Raw genomic sequence first — 19,590 nt, 5'->3', positions numbered from 1 at the left:
ATCCTCAGAAGCGTCCGGGCGGGGTCGTGCGGCGGCGGGGCGGGGCGAAGAAGGGGCGCTCCGTCATCCGCGCCGTCATCATCAGCTTCACGTAATGCAGCTCGCGCAGGGCATAGATCTCGGCCCGGAGTCCGCCCTTCGCCCCGGCGTGATGCGGACGGCGCACCTGCGCCAGCGCGATGCTGCGCTTGGCCGACGGCGACCAGGCCGCCGAGGTGATCTGGCCGACCTCGCGGTTGCGGCCGTCGTAGAGGATCGCGTGATCGGCGGCCACGTTGCCCTCGATGTCGAGCGCCACGAAGGCCCATTCGGAGGTCTGCCCGTCACGCTCCGCAAGAAGCGCCCGGCGGCCGTTGAAATGGCCCTTGCCGAAGTCGATCATCCAGTCCAGCGCCAGCTCGTAGGGCGAGCGCACCCGGTCCTCGCGCAGGGCCTGGTCAGCGGGCACGAAATCCGCGTGCGCGGCCAGGAACCCCGCCTCGATGCGCGCGATGTCGAGCGCGTGCGACCCGACCGGGCGGATGCCGCAATAGGCTCCCGCCGCCATCAGCCGGTCCCAGAGCGGCAGCGCCAGAGCGGGCTCGATCCAGAGCTCATACCCGAGATCGCCGGTGAAGCCGGTGCGCGAGATGATCAGATCGCCGCCGTCGAATGGGAAGGACGCGAAGCGGTAGGGCTTGAGCGCCGAGACGTCGAACCCGGCCGCGTCCAGCACCGAAGCCGTGCAGGGCCCCTGAAGCGAAAGCGCGGCAATCTCCGCCGTGACGTCGTGCACCGACACCTCGAAGCCGATCGCCGAGTCCAGAAGCCACGGCAGATGGCGCTCCTGGCAGCAGAGCAGGAATTCGGCCTCGCCGAGCCGGAAGAGCGTGCCGTCATCGAGAAGCTTGCCCCGGTCGTCGCACCAAGCGGTGTACTGCACCGCCCCAACGGCCACGCGCGCAACGTCGCGGAGCGTCAGCCGGTTGAGGTAATCCACCGCGTCGCGCCCGGCGATCCGGTACTTGATCATCGGGCAGAGGTCGTAAAGGCTCGCCGTGTTGCGGATCGCGGAATATTCCATCTCCGCATCCTCGAGGACGAGCGCGGTCGTGTAGCCCGCCCAAGGCCCCCACTGGTTCAGCACGTTCGCCGCCGCGATGCGGTCGTGGAACGGCGTCGTCCGCAGCGGGGCTTCGTAGTGATGGCGCAGGTCCTTCATGCCGCCACCCCCGAGAGGATGCGCTCCGCCGCGTTCCAGCCCGCCGCGCCGGACACACCGCCGCCCGGATGGCTGCCCGCCCCGGCGAGCCAGAGGCCGGCGACGGGCGTCGCATACTGGGCGACTTCGGCGAAGGGGCGCAGGAACAGCATCTGCTCGACGCTGAGTTCGGCGTGATGCCAGTTGCCACCCGCCATGCCGTAACGCGCCTCGATGTCCTGCGGCATGAGAAGCTCGCTATGCGTGATCAGGCCGCCGATCCCCGGCGCGTAGGTTTCGAGAACCTCAAGCGTGTTCGCGAGCATCCGGCGGCGCGCCTCGTCGAGACCGGCACGCGGCGCGTGGGGCGCGAACTGTACGATGGCGGACAGAACGTGACCGCCGCCCGCTTCGCGCTCATGCGCCTTCGGCAGCACGATCTCCATGACCGGGCGTTCGGGAACCTCGCCGTATTTCGTCGCGTTGAAGGCCTCCTCCACCGACGCGATATCCGGCGCGATCACCAGCCGGGTCGCCGGGTCGGCGCCGCGGAAGTCGGGGGCGCCCTTCAACGCGAGATGCAGCTTGGCAGCGCCGCCGCGTGCGCGGATATTCGTGGCGCGACGCACGAAGCCGGTATCGAGGTGCCGCGCCCCGACCAGATCGAGGAACGTGGCCTTCGGCCCGATCGCCGAGACGACGAGACCGGCCCGGATCTCCTCGCCGTCCGCGAGGATGACACCGCAGGCCCGGTCCTCCTCGATCAGCACGCGCCCGACGCGCGCGCCGGTGCGCAGGGTCACGCCCGCGGCTTCGGCCGACCGCGCCATCGCGTCGGCGACCGCGCCCATGCCGCCCCGCGGCAGCGCCAGCGCGGCCCGCGTTCCGGCGGCCTCTCCGGCAAGGCGGTTGAGGTAGAGGATCAGCGAGTTCGGTGACCGCGGCCCGAGCCAGGCGCCGAGCACCGCATCGAAGGCGACGAGCCCCCGCAGCCGGTCGTCCGCGATCTCGTCCTCGAGCACGTCCGCGATGTTGATGAGGGCCATCCGCAGGAACTCGCGGAACTCGTCCTGGCCGAGCCGGCGGAGCCCGAGGCCGATGCGGGCCAACTTCAGATTGTCGTTCCCGGCCTTCCGCGCGATCCGTGGCGGCGTGACGGCGCGAAACGGCGCGAGGGCCTCCGCGAAACTCATCAGACGCCGGCGCAGCGCCTCCCATGCGGCCCGCCCGGCATCGTCGATCGTGCCGGAGAGCCCTGCCCCGGCGGGCCCCTCCAGAACCAGATGATCGCCGGTCGGCGACAGCGCCGTCGTCGTGAGCCCGGTCGCGGCATAGCTCAGCCCGTGCCGCTCCAGCTCCATCCCGTCCAGAACCCTCGGGTCGAGCGTCGTGAGAAGATGCGCGAGCGGCATGGGCGCAAGGTCTGGCGCGAGCGCCGCGCCGGTCGCCCCGCCGCCCGCGCGCTCGGCGGCTTCGAGCACGAGGGCGCGCTTGCCCGCCTTCGCGAGCCGTGCAGCACAGGCGAGCCCGTTCGTTCCGCCGCCGATGATGATGGTGTCATACGACGGCATAGGCCTGCCTCATCTCGGTCTTTGCGCGCAGATCGCGCAGGATTTCGGAAGCCGCGTTGCGGCCGGGCGCGCCCATCACGCCGCCGCCGGGATGGGCGGACGAACCGCAGAGCCAGAGGTCGCGGATCGGCGTCTTGTACTGGGCGTATCCGGGCACCGGGCGGTTGAAGAGGAGCTGGTCGAAGGTCAGCTCGCCCTGGAAGATGTTGCCGTCGGTGAGACCGACCTCGGCCTCCAACTCGCGCGGGGTCCGCACCTCCATATGCAGGATGCGGTCCTTGAAGCCCGGCGAATATTCCGCGATCTGGTCGATGACCGTCTGCCCGAAGGCGTCGCGGTCAGCGTCGGTCCAGTCGCGCCCCTCGATCTTCGGCGGCGCGTACTGGATGAAGCAGGACATGAAGTGCTTGCCTGGCGGCGCCATCGTCGGGTCGATCATCGTCGGGATCATCGTGTCCTGGAACGGATCGCGGCTGAAATGCCCCGCCTTCCAGTCGTCATAGGCCCGCTCCATCCGCTCGACGCTGTCGGTGAAGTGGAGATCGCCCTTCAGCATCGGCGCGCCGTCGGGAAGCGCCGGGAAGTGCGGCGCGGCATCGAGGGCGATGTTGAGCTTGCCCGACGAGCCGCGGCTCTTGAAGGTCTCGACCCGCTTGACGAAGGCGGGCGGCAGTTCGGCCGTGTCGACATGCTTCAGGAAGGTCCGCTTCACATCCATGTTGGACAGCACGCGCCTTGCGGCGATCTCCTCGCCGCCCTCCAGCCGCAGCCCCGTGGCCCGGCCATTGGCGACGAGAACCTTCTCGACCCCGGCGCCCGTCCGCACCTCGCCACCGGCTGCCCTGAGCGACGCCGTCAGCGCCTGCGTGATCGCCCCCATGCCGCCGCGCGCGAAGCCCCAGGCGCCGACATTGCCGTCCACGTCGCCCATGTAGTGATGCAGCAGCACATAGGCCGAGCCCGGCGACATCGGGCCGAGCGCGGTGCCGATGATCGCCGAGACGGCAAGATAGGCCTTGATCACCGGGCTTTCGAAATACTCGTCGAGAAAGTCGGAGATCGACATGGTCCAGAACCGGATCATGTCGCAGATCTGGCCCTCCGACATCTCGCCGACCTTGCGGCCGAGCCACGCCAGTTCGGCAATGTCGCGCGGACGGAACGTCGCCGGATCGGGCGGCGTGCGCAAGAGCAGCGGCCGGATGAAGCGGCAGTGCCGCATGACATCGCGCGAGTAGCGGTCATAGGCCTCCGCGTCGCGCGGCGAATGGCGCATGAGCTCACGGCGGTTGGCCTCGTGATCACGGAAGGTCGCAAGATAGCCGCCGTCGCGGGTGAAGACCGCGCCGCCCTCGTAGGGCAGAACCTGCAAGCCGTGTTTCGGCAGTTCGAGATCGCGCATGATCTCGGGCCGGAAGAGCGAGCAGACATAGGAGCAGTTGGAATAGGTGAAGCCCGGGTACAGCTCGCGCGACACCGCGGCGCCGCCGATCCAGTCGTTCTTCTCGACGACGACGACTTTCAGCCCGGCGCGGGCGAGGTAGCAGGCCGCCACCAGCCCGTTGTGCCCCGCCCCTATGATCGCCGCATCGTAGCTCATGCGCGCTTCTCAGCCTCGAAATGCTCCAGCGTCATGTCGACGGCGGTCTCGAACGCCACAAGCGTATCCTCGAGACAGGAAGCGTCATGCGCCTCGCACATGAACCAGGGCTCGCGGCTGTCGGGCTCGCAGATGACGCCGAGGTCGTGGAGGTGGTAGGCCATCTGGTCGTAGAACGAATAGTCCGACGTCTTCCAGTCGCGGTAGTTGTCCGGTGCCTTCTCGGCGAAGAAGAGGCCGAACATCGAGTCGTGCCCCGCATAGGAATGCACGATGCCGCGCCGGTTGAGGATCCTGGACATGCCGGCCTTCAGGTTCTCGCCGTATTTCGCGAGCGTCTCCAGCGCCGGGGTTTCGTCGAGGATGCGCAGGCATTCCTCGGCCGCCGCGAGGCTCACGGAATGCGCGGTGTAGGTGCCGCCATGCGCCGCGCCGCCGTAGCGGAAGGTCCGCATGACCTCCTCGCGGCCGGCAACCACGGCGATCGGGTAGCCGTTGGCCATCGCCTTGGCGAAGGTGCAGATGTCGGGCGTCACGCCGTGGAGCGACTGCACGCCGCCGCGCGCGACCCGGAAGCCGGTCTTGACCTCGTCGATGATCAGAAGGACGCCGTACTGGTCGCAGAGCTTGCGCGCGAGCCGCACATAGTCGCCCGAGGCCGAGATGCCGCAGCAATTGCCCTGGATCGGTTCGATCAGCATTGCGGCCATGTCGTTGCCGTGGCGCTTGAACGTGTCCTCGAGCCGCTGGAGATCGTTCATCGGCACGAGATGGGCGAGCGTCTTCAGTTCCTGCGGGATGCCCTTCGAATAGGCCACGACCTCCGGGTCGCCACCGCCGCGCTGGCTCCACTCCTCGACATTGGCCATCCACATCGCGGCATCGAAGAGACCGTGATACGCGCCCTCGATCAGCAGGTAGCTGTCGCGCCCGGTATGCGCCCGCGCCAGACGCAGCGCCGCCATCACCGCCTCGGTACCGGAGTTGGAATAGCGCACGAGATCGACGCCCGGCACCATCTTCGCGATGCGATCCGCCACGGCAAGCTCGCGCTCGGTCGAGAGCGCGAAGACGCCGCCGACCTCCATGCCGCGCCGGGCGGCGGCGTCGACCCGTTCATCTGCGTAGCCGAGGATCGCCGGGCCGTAGCCGAGGCGGTAGTCGACATAGCCGTTTCCGTCGATATCCCAGATCCGCCCGCCCTTGCCGTGATCGACATAGATCGTCCGGTCGTCGCCCCAGTACCGGAACGTCGAGGCCACGCCGAGCGGCAGCCGCTTCAGGGCCTTCTGGAACTGTGCGTTGGATTTTTCGATTGAGCGTCGGGGTGCCGCGCGCATGACCTGTCCTCTGGTTGATGTGCGAAGGCCGGATGACGGAATGTCGGCCGATCTTCGCTGTCGTTCCCATCTCACACGCATTTTGACTGGGCTGTCAATCAGTTTTTGACTGACAGTCCAGTCAAAATATGGTCTAGTTGACATCGTGACGGATTGCGTATGTCTGTCGGCACGCGAGGGGGCAGGACCGGAGCGGGGCAGGATGACCGAGATCGAGAGCAGCACGACCGACCAACAGCCGCAGCCGCGCAAGCTGAGCCGCGAGGCCCGGCGCGAACAGCTCATCGAGGCGACGATCGAGACCATCGGCCGGCAAGGCTACGCCAAGACCACTCTGACGGACGTCTCCCGCCACGCGGGGCTGTCGCACGGGCTGGTCAACTTCCACTTCGAGACCAAGGAGAAGCTGCTCGCGGAGACGCTCTCCTATCTTGCCGAGGAGTACCGGCGGAACTGGACGACCGCGCTGGAAGCGGCCGGTTCCGACCCCGCGCGACGCCTCGACGCGATCTTCAGGGCCGATTTCAACCCGACGATCTGCACGCCGTCGCGCTTGGCGGCCTGGTGCGCGTTTTGGGGCGAAGCGCAAAGCCGGCCGCTCTACCAGGAGCAATGCGGATCGAACGACCGGGAATACAACCGGGTGCTTGAGGAGATCTGCCGCGAGCTTCTTGCCGAGACCGGTCGGCCCGGCGACCCCGTGCGCATCGCCCGGGTCCTGCGCGTCACCACGGAAGGCGTCTGGATGGACCTGATGACGATGAGCGCCCCCTACGACAAGGAAGAGGCGCTGTGCACGGTCTTCACCTGCGCCGCAGCCTTCTTTCCGGAGAAGTTTACGTCGCAAGGTGCCGTGTCTTCGGGTTCGGCCGGGTATTCCCCTCAGGCCGGTCCGGTCTGACGGCGAGCTTGGAACAGAGTGGGCGTGCCCGAAACGCCGGACCACCATCGTGATCGTCTTGTCGTCGTCCGTGAAATCGGTGGGTGAAACGGCCTGGGGCAGCCTAGCAGCACCACTCGGACATCATCGAAGGCACATCGTGCGAGATCGCGCTGTCGCTCGGTCTCGTCGTGGCGAAGGTCTGCGCCGTGAACTGGGGCGGCCGGGGCGGATGCTCGCCATCGCCCAGGAAGTGCGCTAGCACCCTTCGCCAGCACCGCCGGCGATCTCGGCAGAGCGCGGTGCGTCAATCATGTCGGTGCCAATGTCAGACGCAGGGATCGCAGCGGACTATGTCGTGATCGGCGCCGCGGCGATGGCCTTCACGGACACGCTGCTCACCGAAACTGACGCGACCTTGGTCATGGTCGACCGACGCCCCCGGCCCGGCGGGCATTGGAACGACGCCTATCCGTTCGTGCGCCTCCACAGCGCCGCAACGTTCTACGGCGTGAACTCCGCCCCGCTCGGCGAAGGGCGTATCGACCGGGTCGGCTGGAACAGCGGCCATCTGGAACTGTCGAGCGGCGCCGCAATCTGCGGCTACTTCGACGACGTCATGCGCCACCGATTCCTTGCCAGCGGCCGCGTCACCTTCCTGCCTAGCCACGAGTACGGGCCCGGTGGTTTTGCCACGTCCCGCTTGACCGGGTCCCGTACGATCCTGCACGCGCGGCGCCGGATCGTCGACGGCACCCATGCCGATACCCGGTTGCCGTCGACCCATCCGCCGTCGTTTCCGATTGCGCCGTCTGTCCGGCTCGTAACGCCGGACGCCCTGCCCGGCATCACCCGGCCCGCGACCGACTTCGTCATCATCGGCGGCGGAAAGACCGCGATCGACTGCGTGTTGTGGCTTCTCGAGCAGGACCTTCCGCCCGAGCGGATCTTCTGGATCAGGCCCCGCGACAGCTGGTTCTACAACCGCAAGCGCATGCAGCCGCAGTCAGACGTGGCCGCAGGGACCATCGAGCAATACGTGATCGACATGGAGTCCGCGCGCGACGCGAAGAACATCGACGATCTGTTTCGCAAGCTAGAAACGAAGAACGCGCTTCTCAGGATCGACCCCGAGGTTACGCCGACGATGTTTCACTGCGCCACGGTCACGGAGGCGGAACTGTCGCAGCTTCGCCGCGTCCGCAACGTCATCCGAAAGGGCCGGGTGACGGCGATCGAGCCGGACCGGATCATGCTCGAACATGGCGAAATACCGACGGGCCGCGAAACCGTCCACGTCCACTGTGCCGCAAGCGGCGTTCCGGTCCGCCCCACGGAGCCGGTCTTCCAGCACGGCCGCATCGTGCTGCAATTCATCCAGCACTGCTGGCCGACATTCAGCGCGGCGGCAATCGCCCTTCTGGACGCGCGCCGATCCGACGACGCCGTGCGCAATCGCCTCGCCGTGCCGGTTCGGATGGCGGATCGGCCCATTGACTGGTTGCGCGGCGAACTCGCGAGCCGGGAAAACGAAGCCCTGTGGTTTGCCGAACCCGATCTCGCGGAATGGAGCGCCGGCGCAAGGGTCGACGGGTTCACCCGGCTGTTCCTGGCGGCCGAGAAAAGCCCCGATCCGGCATTGCGGGATCTGGTCAGCCGCCTTGAAGCAGCCAGCGGGCCGGGCATCGCGAGGATACGGGCGTTGCTGGAAGCGGCCGGCGGAACAGACTACATGGAGCGATCCGCCGGGTCCGCACAAAACGGCGTCTAGATCAGCCCGTGCGCACGGAACAGTGCCTTGACGTCGGTCTCGGGGCGCGCGCCGAAATGGCTGATCACCTCGGCCGCAGCGATGCAGCCCATCCGCCCCGCCGTCGCCAGCGTCTGCCCGGTGGCCATCCCGTAAAGGAAGCCCGCCGCGAACTGGTCGCCAGCCCCGGTCGCATCGACCGGCACCACCCGGTGCACCGGCACCTCGGCCCGCTCCTCGCCGCGCAACAGGATCACGTCGGCGCCCGAGCGGGTGCAGACGATGAGCGGGCAATCTGCCTGCGCCTCCTTCAGCGCCGCCTCCAGGTCCTCGGTCTGGTAGAGAGAACACCATTCGTGCTGGTTGCCGATGACGTAGTCCATCTGGTCGTGGACGAGCTGCCGGAAATCCGCCCGGTGGCGGTCGACGCAGAACGGGTCGGAAAGCGAGATCCCGGCGCGGCCGCCACCCCGGTGGCAGGCTTCGGCGGCCTTGAGGAACGCCGCCTTGCCCTGGTCCTTGTCGAAGAGATAGCCCTCGAGGAAGAGGTAGTCCGACGCCCGCACCACCTCCTCGTCGAGGTCCTCCGCCCCGAAATCCGCCCCCGCGCCGAGATAGGTGTTCATCGACCGCTCGCCGTCTCGCGTGACGAAGATCATCGAACGCGAGGTCGGCAGCTCCGCCCGCGCCGAGGGCGGGTTCGGGAAGTCCGTCCCCTCGCCCTCCAGCGACTTCGCGTAGAACCGGCCAAGCGCATCGTCCTTCACCTTGCCGACGAAGGCGGTCTTCAGCCCGAGATTGCCCAAGCCCGCCAGCGTGTTGCCGACCGAGCCGCCGGGCGCCTGGGTGCGCTCCTTCATCGCGGCATAGAGCGTCTCGCCCCGCTCGCGGTCGACGAGCTGCATGATCCCCTTCTCGATCCCCATCCAGTCGAGGAAATCGTCGTCGCACTGGGTCAGGACATCGACGATCGCGTTGCCGATGCCGACCACCTGATAGCGGTTGGTCAAAGCGTCTTCTCCTCGTAGGGACAGAGGTCACGGATGTGGCAGGCGCCGCATTTGGGCTTCCGCGCCACGCAGATATAGCGGCCGTGCAGGATCAGCCAGTGATGGGCGTGTTGCTGGAACTCGGCCGGCACGTTGTCCTCGATCGCCCGCTCGACCGCCTCAACGGTCTTGCCCGCAGCGATGCCGGTGCGATTTCCGACCCGGAAGATATGAGTGTCGACCGCCTGCGCCGGGAAGTGGAACCACATGTTCAGCACGACATTCGCGGTCTTGCGCCCCACGCCGGGCAGCGTCATCAGCGCCGCGCGCGAGGACGGCACCTCGCCGCCGTACTCCTCGACGAGGATGCGCGAGAGCTTGATCACGTTCTTCGCCTTCTGGCGGAAGAGCCCGATCGTCTTGATATGCTCGATCAGTCCCTCTTCGCCGAGGGCGAGCATCTTCTCGGGCGTGTCGGCCACCTTGAAGAGCGCCCGCGTCGCCTTGTTCACGCCGGCATCCGTGGCCTGCGCCGAGAGCGCCACCGCGACGAGGAGCGTGAAGGCATTGACATGCTCGAGCTCCCCCTTCGGCTCGGCCTCGGCCTCGCGGAAGCGGGTGAAGATCTCGCGGATCGTTTGGTAGTCAAGTTGGCGTGCCATGGAAGCGGTCTATGCCCGCGCGGCCGGGGCGCGGCAAGGGCTGAGCGCGCCGATCCCGTCGTTTTACCGCTCCCCGCGCCTGTTAACCGGGCTTTCGCCGTTCCGCGCGATCATCGCATCGGACCGGCAGGGAGGGACGGCATGGGGAGCGAAACGGGCCTCGCGGCGGGCACCCGCGCCGCCACCACACGCGGCCCGGTCGCGGTGGAAGGGCTCTGCCCCGGCGACCGGCTCCGGACCCGCGATCACGGCTACCGGCCGCTTCGGGCGCTCGCCGGCACGCTGCTCGCCCGTCCGGTCGAGATCGCGGCGGGCCGCTTCGGCGTCGGGTTTCCGGACGATCCGCTGCGTCTCGGCCCGGAGCACGGTGTCCTCCTCCGCGCACCCCTCCTTGCCGCCCAGCTCGGCACCGCCGAGCTGCTGGCGCATGCGGCCGACCTGTCGCGATCCCGGTCGCCGGGCCCGCTCCTCGGGTTTCTCCCGCTCCTCGACACGCCCGCGCTGATCCTGGCCGACGGCCTCTAGCTCGCGGCCCCGGCCATCGCCGCGACAGACCCCGCCCGGCCGCTCCGGCCCGGCCTCGCCCCGGACGGGCTCGCCGCATTGCTGGCCACGCCAACCGACGCCGCGGCCTGAGCACCAAACCGCAGCTTTCGGGTCGCCGTCGCCCGCCCCGCGCCCTATCTTCGGGTCAAGGAGACAGACCATGCTGAACGAACCACCCGACCGGGGCTACCATTACGGCGTCATCGCCCGCGCCCTCGCCCTCATCGAGACCGAGGGCGACCTCGGCCTAGACGACCTCGCCGCCCGGCTCTCGATGAGCCCCGCGCATTTCCAGCGCGTCTTCTCGCGCTGGGTCGGCGTCTCGCCGAAACGTTACCGCCAGTACCTCACGCTCGACCTCGCCAAGCGGCTCCTGGCTGAACGCCACACGCTGCTCGACACCGCAACCGAGACCGGGCTGTCCGGCGCGGGCCGCCTGCACGACCTCTTTCTGCGCTGGGAAGCGATGAGCCCCGGCGAATACGCCCGCGCGGGCGAGGGGCTGTCGGTGCGCTACGGCTGGTACGACTCGCCCTTCGGCGCCGCGCTCGCGATGGGCACCGACCGCGGCCTTTGCGGCATCGCCTTCGCCGAGGACTGCGGCCGCGACCACGCCTTCGCCGACCTCGCCGGCCGCTGGCCGCGCGCCTCTTTCACGGAGGCGCCCGAGGCGATCGCGCCGTGGGTGACGGCGGCCTTCGAGCAGAAGGGCGAGGCGGCGCTCCACATGATCGGCGCGCCGTTCCAGATCAAGGTCTGGGAGGCGCTGCTCGCGATCCCTTCGGGCCAGGTGTCGACCTATTCCGACATCGCCAGCCGGATCGGCAATCCCCGTGCGGTGCGCGCGGTCGGCACCGCGGTCGGGCGCAACCCGGTCAGCTGGCTCATCCCCTGCCACCGGGCGCTGAGGAAATCCGGCGGGCTCGGCGGCTATCACTGGGGCCTGCCGGTGAAGCGCGCGATGCTGGCCTGGGAAGCCGCCCGCGCCGACGCCGAATCCGCCACCGCGACATGATGCGCGGAATGCTGCCGGAACCGCTTTTCCCCGCCTGCGTTATTGCCTAACAGTCGCTAATCTCACACTTAACGCACAACGAACACCAAGCGGAGCAGCTTTCATGCGTTTCACCACCCTCCTGACCGGCGGCACCGCCGCGGCGATCCTGCTGGCGGCCTGCACGCCGGTCGACCAGTACAATCCGAACGACCCGAACCAGCGGACCCGCCAGGGTGCGCTCACCGGGGCGGGCGTCGGCGCGCTCGCCGGTGCGCTGACGGGGGAAGGCGGCATCGACAAACGCGACCGGGCGATCGTCGGCGCGGTGGCCGGCGGCCTGATCGGCGGCATGGTCGGCAGCAACCTCGACCAGCAGGCGGCCGAACTCGACCGCGCCATCGTCAACGACCGCGTGCGCGTCATCAACGAGGGCAACCAGCTCCGCGTCATCATGCCGGAAGGCATCCTCTTCGCCGTCGACAGCGCCTCGGTCAATCCCGGCATCATCGGCGACCTCTATGCGGTGGCCGACAACCTCAACCGCCATCCCGACAGCCGCGTCGAGGTCATCGGCCACACCGACAACACCGGCGCCGCGGCCTACAACTTCGACCTCTCGCAGCGCCGCGCCAGCGCGGTGGGCGCGATCATCCGCGACGGCGGCGTCGCCCCCGGCCGCATCGCCGCCTTCGGCCAGGGCGAGAACCAGCCCGTCGCCTCGAACCTGACGCCCGAGGGCCGCGCCCAGAACCGCCGGGTCGAGATCCTGATCATCCCGACCCGCTGACACAGCGCGGATCCGGGAACCCGACGCCGATGGCGGCGAAGCGCCCGGACGAAGAACTGGAACGGCCCTCGCCGCGCGCGCCGCGACGGGGGCCGTCCGCCTTGGGCTCCGGCACTTGCGCGGGGCACTCACCGAATGCCCCTCACCGATGGGTGACAAGCCCGATCGCAGCGCCTATAAGGCCGGCGATTTCCAATTCTCCCTGATGGATGACAGACATGATCAAGGTTTTCGGCCACAAGTCCCCCGACACCGACTCCACCGGCTCGCCCATCATCTGGGCCTGGTACCTCTCGGATGTGAAGGGCACCCCCGCGACGCCCGTCCTCCTTGGCGAGCCGAACACCGAAGCCGCCTTCGTCCTGAAGCGCTGGGACCTGCCGAAGCCCGAGATCATCGCCGACGTGGCGGCCGGCGAAACCTGCGTCGTCGTAGACACCAACAACCCGGCGGAGCTTCCCGCCTCGATCAACGAGGCGAACGTGGTCCAGATCATCGACCACCACCTCCTCGCCGGCGGGCTGAAGACCAAGGGGCCGATCGACATCACCATCCGCCCGCTCGCCTGCACCGCGACCATCATGCACGACCTGATGGGCGATGACGCGGCGAAGATGCCCGAGAGCATCAAATGCGCGATGCTCTCCTGCATCCTCTCCGATACGCTGGAGTTCCGCTCGCCGACCACGACCGCGCATGACCGCGCCGTGGCCGAGAAGCTGGCCACCGAGCTTGGCATCTCGATCCCCGACTACGCAGCCGAGCTCTTCGCCGCGAAATCCGACGTCTCGGCCTTCTCGGACGCGGAACTGCTGCGCATGGATTCCAAGGAATACAACGTCGCCGGCAAGGAGCTGCGCGTCTCGGTGCTGGAGACGACCGCGCCGAAGGTGGTGCTCGACCGCAAGGACAGCCTGATGGCCTCGATGATCGATGTCGCGAAAGAGGACGGCGCCGACCAGGTCCTGCTCTTCGTCGTCGACATCCTCAAGGAAGAGGCGACGCTTCTCGTGCCGAACGACCTCGTGAAGCAGTTCGCCGAGGCGAGCTTCGGCGCGAAGGTGACGGGCGACACCGTGGTCCTGCCCGGCATCATGAGCCGCAAGAAGCAGATCATCCCGGCGCTGAAACTCTGAGCCGCCGAAAACGTTGCATGAGGGCGCCTTCGGGCGCCCTTACCTTTTTCCGGCCCGGCCTGTAACAAGGGCCGCAACACGAGGAGGCGCCCATGACCCGGATCATTCAATCGCTGTCGGAGGTTGCGGCCGGCTACGACGCGCTCTTCTGCGATCTCTGGGGCTGCGTCCATGACGGGCTGCGCCCCTTCCCCGCCGCCGTGGCCGCCCTTCAGGCCTACCGGGCCAGTGGCGGCAAGGTCGTTCTCGTCACCAACTCGCCCCGCCCGCGCGCCGGCGTCGCAACGCAGCTCGACCAGATCGGCGTGCCGCGCGACGCCTGGGACACGATCGCGACCTCGGGCGACAGCGCGCGGGCGGCGATGTTTCAGGGCGCGGTCGGCCACAAGGTCCACTTCATCGGCAACCCGGAGACCGACATGGGTTTTTTCGAGCCGCTGAAGATCCTCGACAACCCCGCCAGGATCGAGATCGTGCCGCTCGCCGAGGCCGAGGGCGTCGTCTGCACCGGCCCCGCCGATCCCAAGGCCGATCCGGCGGTTAACCGGCCCGACTTCCTCCATGCCAAGGCGAAGGGGCTGAAACTCCTCTGCGCCAATCCCGACATCGTCGTTGACCGCGGCGAGACGCGGGAATGGTGCGCCGGCGCGCTTGCGCGCCTCTACACCGAAATGGGCGGCGAGAGCCTCTATTTCGGCAAGCCGCACCCGCCGATCTACGACCTCGCCCGGCGGCGGCTGACGGCGCTCAACGGCGCCGCCATCGGCGACGCCCGCATCCTCGCCGTGGGTGACGGGATCGGCACCGACATTCAGGGGGGCATGGGCGAGGGCATCGACACGCTCTTCATCACCGGCGGGCTCGAGGCGACCCGTTTCGGCGCGGATGTCGAGGCCCCCGAACCGGCCAAGCTGACCGCGTGGCTCGACGAGATGCAGATGGCGCCAACCTTCGCCATCGGGCGTCTGCGATAGATTATTGCCAGACGGCAACATTCTTTCGATCCAGACACCACTTCGGCAAAATAATTACTTACCCAGATTGCGCGGAGGCCCGCACTCATCTATGCTGCACTGCAACATGGATGTTTGGGATTCGTGATGATGCTCGACAATCAGCCGCGCGGGACGATCTGCATCGAGGACCTGGAGATCGGGATGACCCGGTATCTCCAGAAGGAGATCACGGACCGCGACATCGAGATGTTCGCCGAGGTCTCGACCGACCGCAACCCGGTCCATCTCGACGAGGATTACGCCCGCGAGACGATCTTCGAGGGGCGCATCGCCCACGGCATGCTGACCGCGGGCCTGATCTCGGCGGTGATCGGCGAGCAGCTGCCGGGCCACGGCACGGTCTATCTTGGCCAGACGCTGAAGTTCATGGCGCCGGTTCGCCCCGGTGACGTGGTCTATGCCGAGGTCAAGGTCACCGCGATCGACCACGCCAAGCGCCGCGTCACTCTTGAAACCCATTGCGCGGTGGGCGATACGGTCGTCCTGAAGGGCGAGGCGCTGGTTCTGGCGCCGAGCCGCAAGTTCGACTGATCCGGCGGGCGCTCCCGCCACACGGGGGCCGATGCGCACGCATTTCCATTGGACGGAACTGGCGGAGGCCGACCGGGACGCCTCGGTCGCGATGGGCAACTTCGACGGCGTCCATCTCGGCCACCAGGCGGTGATCGACCAGGCGCGCCGCGCCGATGCGCCGCTTGGCATCGTCACCTTCGAACCCCATCCCCGCCAGTTCTTCGCCCCCAAGGCCCCCGCCTTCCGCCTGATGAACGCCGAGGCGCGGACCCACCGGCTGGAAAAGCTCGGCGTCGAACAGCTTTACGAACTCCCCTTCAACGCGGATCTCGCCGGGATGGAGGCGGAAGACTTCGTGGCCGAGGTGCTGGTCCGGGGGCTCGGCGTCGCCCATGTCACGGTCGGCGCGGATTTCTGCTTCGGCAAGGGCCGCAAGGGCAATGTCGACACCTTGCGTGACTGCGCCCGCCGCCACGGCTTCGGCGTGACCATTGCCGAACTCGTCGAGATGGGCGGCGAGGAGATCTCCTCGACCGCGATCCGCACGGCGCTCGCCGAGGGGCGTCCGCGCGACGCCGCGCAGATGCTCGGCCACTGGCACCGGATCGAGGGCGAGGTTCTGCACGGCGACAAGCGCGGCCGCGATCTCGGCTTTCCGACCGCCAACATGGGCGTCGGCGGTCTGCACCTGCCGAAGCTTGGCGTCTATGCGGTGAAGATCGACGTCCTGACCGGGCCGCATCAGGGCAGCTACAACGGCGCCGCGAGCCTCGGCGTGCGGCCGATGTTCGGCGAGAACAAGCCCAACCTCGAAAGCTTCCTCTTCGACTTCAAGGGCAACCTTTACGGCGAGCATCTCTCGGTGGCACTCATCGACTATCTGCGCCCCGAGATGAAATTCGACGGCCTGCCCGCGCTCGTCGCGCAGATGGAGGCGGATTGCGTCCGTGCGCGGGACATCCTCGCTGACCTCTGAAGACCGGTTGACAGGTGGCGCGGCGGCCAGAACAATGCAGGAACATCTCCTGCGGAGACTGCCATGCCCTCCGATCCCGTCCGCTTCGCGCCGCTCACCCCCGACCGCCTCGACGATTTCGTCACGCTCTTCGGTCCGCAGGGCGCCTGTTATGGTTGCTGGTGCACCTATTTCCGGCTGAGTCCCAAGGACCGCGACGCCTTTGGCAAGGACGAGAAACGCGCCCATATGGAGGCGCGCATCCGGCGTGGCCCGCCGCCGGGCTTGCTGGCCTATCTGGATAACGAACCGGTTGGCTGGATGCAGATCGGTCCGCGCGCCGATGTGCCGGGATGGAACAACCCGCGCCGCGCGACCTCGCCCCTGCCCGATGCTCCGGCGGACGACCCGGCGGTCTGGGCAATCTCCTGCTTTTTCTTTGCGCGGGGCGTGCGCGGGCGCGGCCTGTCGCGCGACTTCGTCGCCGAGGGCATCCGCTACGCCCGCGACAGGGGCGCCCGGCTTCTGGAGGCGAGCCCCATCGACGAGGCCAAGCACTCGAAATCGGTCGGTCTCTTCGTCGGGTCCACTTCCACCTTCCGCCGGGCCGGCTTTCGCGAGGTCGCCCGCGCCAAGCCGGGCCGTCCCCTCATGCGACTGGTACTCTGACCTCTTTCCTTTTGCCCTCCCTTCAGCCAATGTCGCGCGCCATGAAAAGCTCGAACGCTCGTGTGGCCCTCCGGCCCGGATTCTGGAACCGCCCCCTCGACACGCTGACTGCGTCCGAATGGGAGGCGCTCTGCGACGGCTGCGGCAAGTGCTGCCTCAACAAGCTCGAGGATGTCGATACGGGCGAGATCTACTTCACCCGCATCTCCTGCCGCCTTCTCGACGACCACAGCTGCCGCTGCACGCAGTACGAGAACCGCAAGACCTTCGTCCCCGAATGCGTCGTCCTGACCCCGAAGACGATCGACAAGGTCGCCTACTGGCTGCCCTCGACCTGTGCCTACAAGCTCCTGCACGAGGGCAAGCCGCTCTTCGACTGGCATCCGCTGATCTCCGGCGACCCGGAAAGCGTACACCGCGCCGACGAGTCGGTGCGCGGCTGGACCCTGCCGGAATTCGAGGTCGCGGAAGAGGACTGGGAAGACCACATCATCGAGGACCTGTAATGGAATTCGCCTCCGACAACGCCTCCGGCGCCGCGCCGGAGATCCTCGCCGCCGTCACCGCGGTCAACGCGGGCGCGGCGCCCTCCTACGGCGCGGACGCGTCGATGGCGCGGGTGCGGGCGCTCATCCGCGAGACCTTCGAGGCGCCGGAGGCCGAGGTCTATCTCGTCGCCACCGGAACCGCGGCGAACTCCCTGGCGCTCGCCTGCCACTGCCCGCCCTGGGGTGCCATCTATGCCCATGCCTCGGCGCATGTCGACACCGACGAATGCGGCGCGCCGGAGTTCTACATCGGCGGCGGCAAGATCGTGCGCATCGCCGCGCCCGACGGAAAGCTGACGCCTGGCATACTGAAAGCCGCCATCGAGGCGACGCCGCAGGGCTTCGTCCATTCCCACCAGCGCGGCATGGTCACGATCACCAACACCACCGAGGCCGGCACCGTCTACAGCCCCGCCGAGGTCGCCGCCCTGACCGCCATCGCCCGCGACCATGCGCTGCCCGTCCACATGGACGGCGCGCGTTTTGCCAATGCCGTCGTCGCGGCGGATTGCAGCCCGGCAGAGATGACCTGGAAGGCCGGGATCGACGTCCTGTCCTTCGGCGGCACCAAGAACGGCTGCATGGGCGTCGAGGCGGTGGTGCTCTTCGATCCCGCGAAAGCCTGGGAGTTCGAGCTCCGCCGCAAGCGCGGCGGGCATCTTTTTTCCAAGCACCGGTTCCTCTCCGCCCAGATGGAGGCCTATCTGACGGGCGACCTTTGGCGCCGCCTCGCGGCCCGCGCCAATACGCTGGCGGAGCGCCTGGCCGCCGGAATCGCCGCGATACCCGAAGCCTCGCTCCTCCATCCCCGCGAGGCGAACATGGTCTTCGCCTACCTGCCGCGCCGCCTGCACCGCCGGCTCATGGAGCGCGGGGCGCACTACTACTTCTGGCCCGTCGACCCGCCGTCCGAGGGTCCGGACGACGAACCTCTCGCGGCGCGGTTCGTCTGCTCCTGGGCGACACAAGAGACGGAAATCGACGCCTTTCTCTCGGTCATCCGCGGTCGAGATTGACCCCGGTCAGCCCGGCGGTCTCGTCGGGATGGGTGATCGGCACCATGTGCCCCGCACCCGGCACGGTGGCGACGCCGACATCGGGCAGCCGCGCCGCGATGTTTTCCGCGATCCGCTCGATGACCGGCGGCGACTGCTCGCCCCGGATCAGCAAGACCGGCATATCGAGGCGCTCGAGCGCGTCTGGCTTCAGAAAACCGGCGCTGTCCGAGAGCGTCGCGGGATCGCCCGCGCAGATCAGGCGGATCCTCTCCACGATCCGCGCCCGGGCGCGGGGCTCCATCCGATCCCAGTCCTCGCCGGCGCCCCAGACCTGCATGAAGGCGCGTGCCGCCCCGGTGTCGTCGCCCGCCGCGAGAGCCGCGCGGAACGGCCCCTCGGCGGCGAGATGCTCCTCCCATTCGGGGGACCCCTTGGCGGCGGCGAAGAGAACCGGCTCGATCAGCGTCAGCGTACGGATCGCCTCCGGCGCCGCGCGCGCGAGCCGCATCGCGACCAGCGCACCGTAGGAATGGCCGATGAGGTCCACCGGCTCCTCGACGAAACTCGCGGCAATCCGCGTGGCCAGCGTCAGGAAATCGCCCTCGCCCGACCAGTCCGCCGATTTGCCGTGGCCGGGCAGGTCGAAGGCCGTGAGCGTGACCCGATCGGTAAGCCGCGACGCGACACCCGCCCAGGCCGAGGAGGCGGCGAGCGAGCAGTGGATCGCCAGCGCCGGCCGCGCACCCTTGCCGAAACTCTGCCAGAAGGTCGGATGGCCTGCCCGCTCGTCGAGCGGCATCAGAGCTTGCCGGACAGGTGCAGGTCGAGGTCGTCGAGCCGGTCCTGCCCCCAGAACCGCTGGCCGCTGTCGACGAGGTAGAAGGGCGAGCCGAACACGCCGCGGCTCACCGCCTCTTCGAGGTTGTTGGCATAGGTCTCGGCCCCGAGAAGCATTCCCTTGTCGGCGAGATCGGGCTCGAACCCGGCCATGGTCAGGAGATCGCGGATCACCTCGTCGGCGGAAATATCGCGCTCCTCGGCCCAGCAGGCGCGGAGGATGGATTGGACGAAGCCACCGAGATCGCCCTCGGCGCCTTTTGCCTTTGCCGCCTGCGCCGCGATGATCGCGTAGGACGAGGGCGCGGCATTCGCCGGCCAGAACATCGGCTGGAGGTTGATCTTCATCCCCGTCTTCGCCGCCTGCCGGGCGATCTCCTGCAGCCGGTATTCCTTGCGGCTGTCGTGCCGGTCCTTGAGTGCCGTCCCGCCGGTCCTCGCAAAGACCGCGCCGATGTCGACCGGCTTGTAGGTCACCGTCGCACCGTGCTTCGTCGCGATCGCCTCGAGCCGGGTGCCCGCCAGATAGGTGAAGGGCGAGATCGTGGACAGGAAGTAGTCGATCTGTGGCATATCCGGCACTCCTTCGGGTTTGCCGGGAAGCTAGCCCGGTGGT

At 68.2% G+C, this 19,590-nt stretch carries 20 protein-coding genes; 12 read left to right on the top strand and 8 right to left on the bottom strand.

Features of this window, described 5'->3' with window-relative positions; genetic code table 11:
- Positions 1-4: 4 nt before the first annotated feature.
- The 4 genes from OM960_RS14190 to OM960_RS14175 are packed head-to-tail and all read right to left on the bottom strand — an operon-like array spanning position 5 to position 5,691.
- Positions 5-1,201 carry an aminomethyl transferase family protein gene (locus OM960_RS14190; RefSeq protein WP_263337480.1) on the bottom strand — a complete coding sequence of 399 codons (1,197 nt, stop codon included), beginning with the start codon at positions 1,199-1,201 and terminating at the stop codon, positions 5-7.
- Positions 1,198-2,751 (bottom strand): phytoene desaturase family protein, encoded by a 1,554-nt coding sequence (locus OM960_RS14185; RefSeq protein ID WP_264772409.1) that lies wholly within the window; start codon positions 2,749-2,751, stop codon positions 1,198-1,200. The genes OM960_RS14190 and OM960_RS14185 overlap by 4 nt, the downstream gene beginning before the upstream one ends.
- Entirely contained in the window at positions 2,738-4,351 is a 1,614-nt protein-coding gene (locus tag OM960_RS14180; protein ID WP_264772408.1) for a phytoene desaturase family protein, read from the bottom strand. Before OM960_RS14180 ends, OM960_RS14185 begins: the two co-directional genes overlap by 14 nt.
- Positions 4,348-5,691 carry an aspartate aminotransferase family protein gene (locus OM960_RS14175; RefSeq protein WP_264772407.1) on the bottom strand — a complete coding sequence of 448 codons (1,344 nt, stop codon included), beginning with the start codon at positions 5,689-5,691 and terminating at the stop codon, positions 4,348-4,350. Before OM960_RS14175 ends, OM960_RS14180 begins: the two co-directional genes overlap by 4 nt.
- 202 nt (positions 5,692-5,893) lie before the next feature.
- Between OM960_RS14175 and OM960_RS14170 the strand changes: the two genes are divergently transcribed.
- On the top strand, positions 5,894-6,592 hold the full coding sequence (locus OM960_RS14170; protein WP_263337491.1) for a TetR family transcriptional regulator C-terminal domain-containing protein: 699 nt from the start codon (positions 5,894-5,896) through the stop codon (positions 6,590-6,592).
- Between the two features lie 337 nt (positions 6,593-6,929).
- Positions 6,930-8,342: a hypothetical protein gene (locus tag OM960_RS14165; protein WP_264772406.1), complete on the top strand. Its 1,413-nt coding sequence runs from the start codon at positions 6,930-6,932 to the stop codon at positions 8,340-8,342.
- On the opposite strand, the gene OM960_RS14160 is transcribed toward OM960_RS14165, so the two are convergent.
- Positions 8,339-9,331, bottom strand: a complete 993-nt coding sequence (locus OM960_RS14160) for an adenosine kinase (RefSeq protein ID WP_263337497.1) — start codon at positions 9,329-9,331, stop codon at positions 8,339-8,341. The genes OM960_RS14165 and OM960_RS14160 overlap by 4 nt on opposite strands.
- Complete coding sequence (gene nth / locus OM960_RS14155; RefSeq protein WP_264772405.1) at positions 9,328-9,972, bottom strand: endonuclease III; 645 nt, start codon at positions 9,970-9,972, stop codon at positions 9,328-9,330. Before nth ends, OM960_RS14160 begins: the two co-directional genes overlap by 4 nt.
- Before the next feature lie 141 nt (positions 9,973-10,113).
- Between nth and OM960_RS14150 the strand changes: the two genes are divergently transcribed.
- The 10 genes from OM960_RS14150 to OM960_RS14105 all read left to right on the top strand — a co-directional run bounded on the left by OM960_RS14150 (position 10,114) and on the right by OM960_RS14105 (position 18,155).
- Positions 10,114-10,497, top strand: a complete 384-nt coding sequence (locus tag OM960_RS14150; protein WP_264772404.1) for a Hint domain-containing protein — start codon at positions 10,114-10,116, stop codon at positions 10,495-10,497.
- A gap of 181 nt (positions 10,498-10,678) precedes the next feature.
- The gene (locus OM960_RS14145; protein WP_263337501.1) at positions 10,679-11,533 is read left to right on the top strand and encodes a methylated-DNA--[protein]-cysteine S-methyltransferase; all 855 of its coding nucleotides are present in this window, start codon (positions 10,679-10,681) and stop codon (positions 11,531-11,533) included.
- Positions 11,534-11,636: 103 nt separating this feature from the next.
- On the top strand, positions 11,637-12,302 hold the full coding sequence (locus OM960_RS14140) for a YiaD family glycine zipper/OmpA-like lipoprotein (RefSeq protein WP_263337503.1): 666 nt from the start codon (positions 11,637-11,639) through the stop codon (positions 12,300-12,302).
- A gap of 218 nt (positions 12,303-12,520) precedes the next feature.
- The gene (locus tag OM960_RS14135; protein ID WP_411709807.1) at positions 12,521-13,438 is read left to right on the top strand and encodes a manganese-dependent inorganic pyrophosphatase; all 918 of its coding nucleotides are present in this window, start codon (positions 12,521-12,523) and stop codon (positions 13,436-13,438) included.
- 92 nt (positions 13,439-13,530) lie between these two features.
- On the top strand, positions 13,531-14,412 hold the full coding sequence (locus OM960_RS14130) for a TIGR01459 family HAD-type hydrolase (protein WP_264772403.1): 882 nt from the start codon (positions 13,531-13,533) through the stop codon (positions 14,410-14,412).
- Between the two features lie 129 nt (positions 14,413-14,541).
- On the top strand, positions 14,542-14,985 hold the full coding sequence (locus tag OM960_RS14125; RefSeq protein ID WP_263337717.1) for a MaoC family dehydratase: 444 nt from the start codon (positions 14,542-14,544) through the stop codon (positions 14,983-14,985).
- 31 nt (positions 14,986-15,016) lie between these two features.
- Entirely contained in the window at positions 15,017-15,943 is a 927-nt protein-coding gene (locus tag OM960_RS14120) for a bifunctional riboflavin kinase/FAD synthetase (protein ID WP_264772402.1), read from the top strand.
- 63 nt (positions 15,944-16,006) lie between these two features.
- Positions 16,007-16,591, top strand: a complete 585-nt coding sequence (locus OM960_RS14115) for a GNAT family N-acetyltransferase (protein ID WP_264772401.1) — start codon at positions 16,007-16,009, stop codon at positions 16,589-16,591.
- Positions 16,592-16,632: 41 nt separating this feature from the next.
- The gene (locus tag OM960_RS14110) at positions 16,633-17,097 is read left to right on the top strand and encodes a YcgN family cysteine cluster protein (protein ID WP_264772400.1); all 465 of its coding nucleotides are present in this window, start codon (positions 16,633-16,635) and stop codon (positions 17,095-17,097) included.
- The gene (locus OM960_RS14105) at positions 17,097-18,155 is read left to right on the top strand and encodes a threonine aldolase family protein (protein WP_264772399.1); all 1,059 of its coding nucleotides are present in this window, start codon (positions 17,097-17,099) and stop codon (positions 18,153-18,155) included. Before OM960_RS14110 ends, OM960_RS14105 begins: the two co-directional genes overlap by 1 nt.
- On the opposite strand, the gene OM960_RS14100 is transcribed toward OM960_RS14105, so the two are convergent.
- Entirely contained in the window at positions 18,136-18,936 is an 801-nt protein-coding gene (locus OM960_RS14100; protein ID WP_263337517.1) for an alpha/beta fold hydrolase, read from the bottom strand. The two genes, OM960_RS14105 and OM960_RS14100, sit on opposite strands and share 20 nt — an antisense overlap.
- Positions 18,936-19,547, bottom strand: coding sequence for a 2-hydroxychromene-2-carboxylate isomerase (locus tag OM960_RS14095; protein WP_263337520.1), 612 nt, complete (start codon positions 19,545-19,547; stop codon positions 18,936-18,938). Before OM960_RS14095 ends, OM960_RS14100 begins: the two co-directional genes overlap by 1 nt.
- Positions 19,548-19,590 lie beyond the last annotated feature (43 nt).

This window comes from Defluviimonas salinarum (assembly GCF_026013545.1).
Taxonomy (GTDB): domain Bacteria; phylum Pseudomonadota; class Alphaproteobacteria; order Rhodobacterales; family Rhodobacteraceae; genus Albidovulum; species Albidovulum salinarum.
Note: the sequence above shows the minus strand (reverse complement) of the source record. Positions and strands in the feature narration are given on the sequence as shown.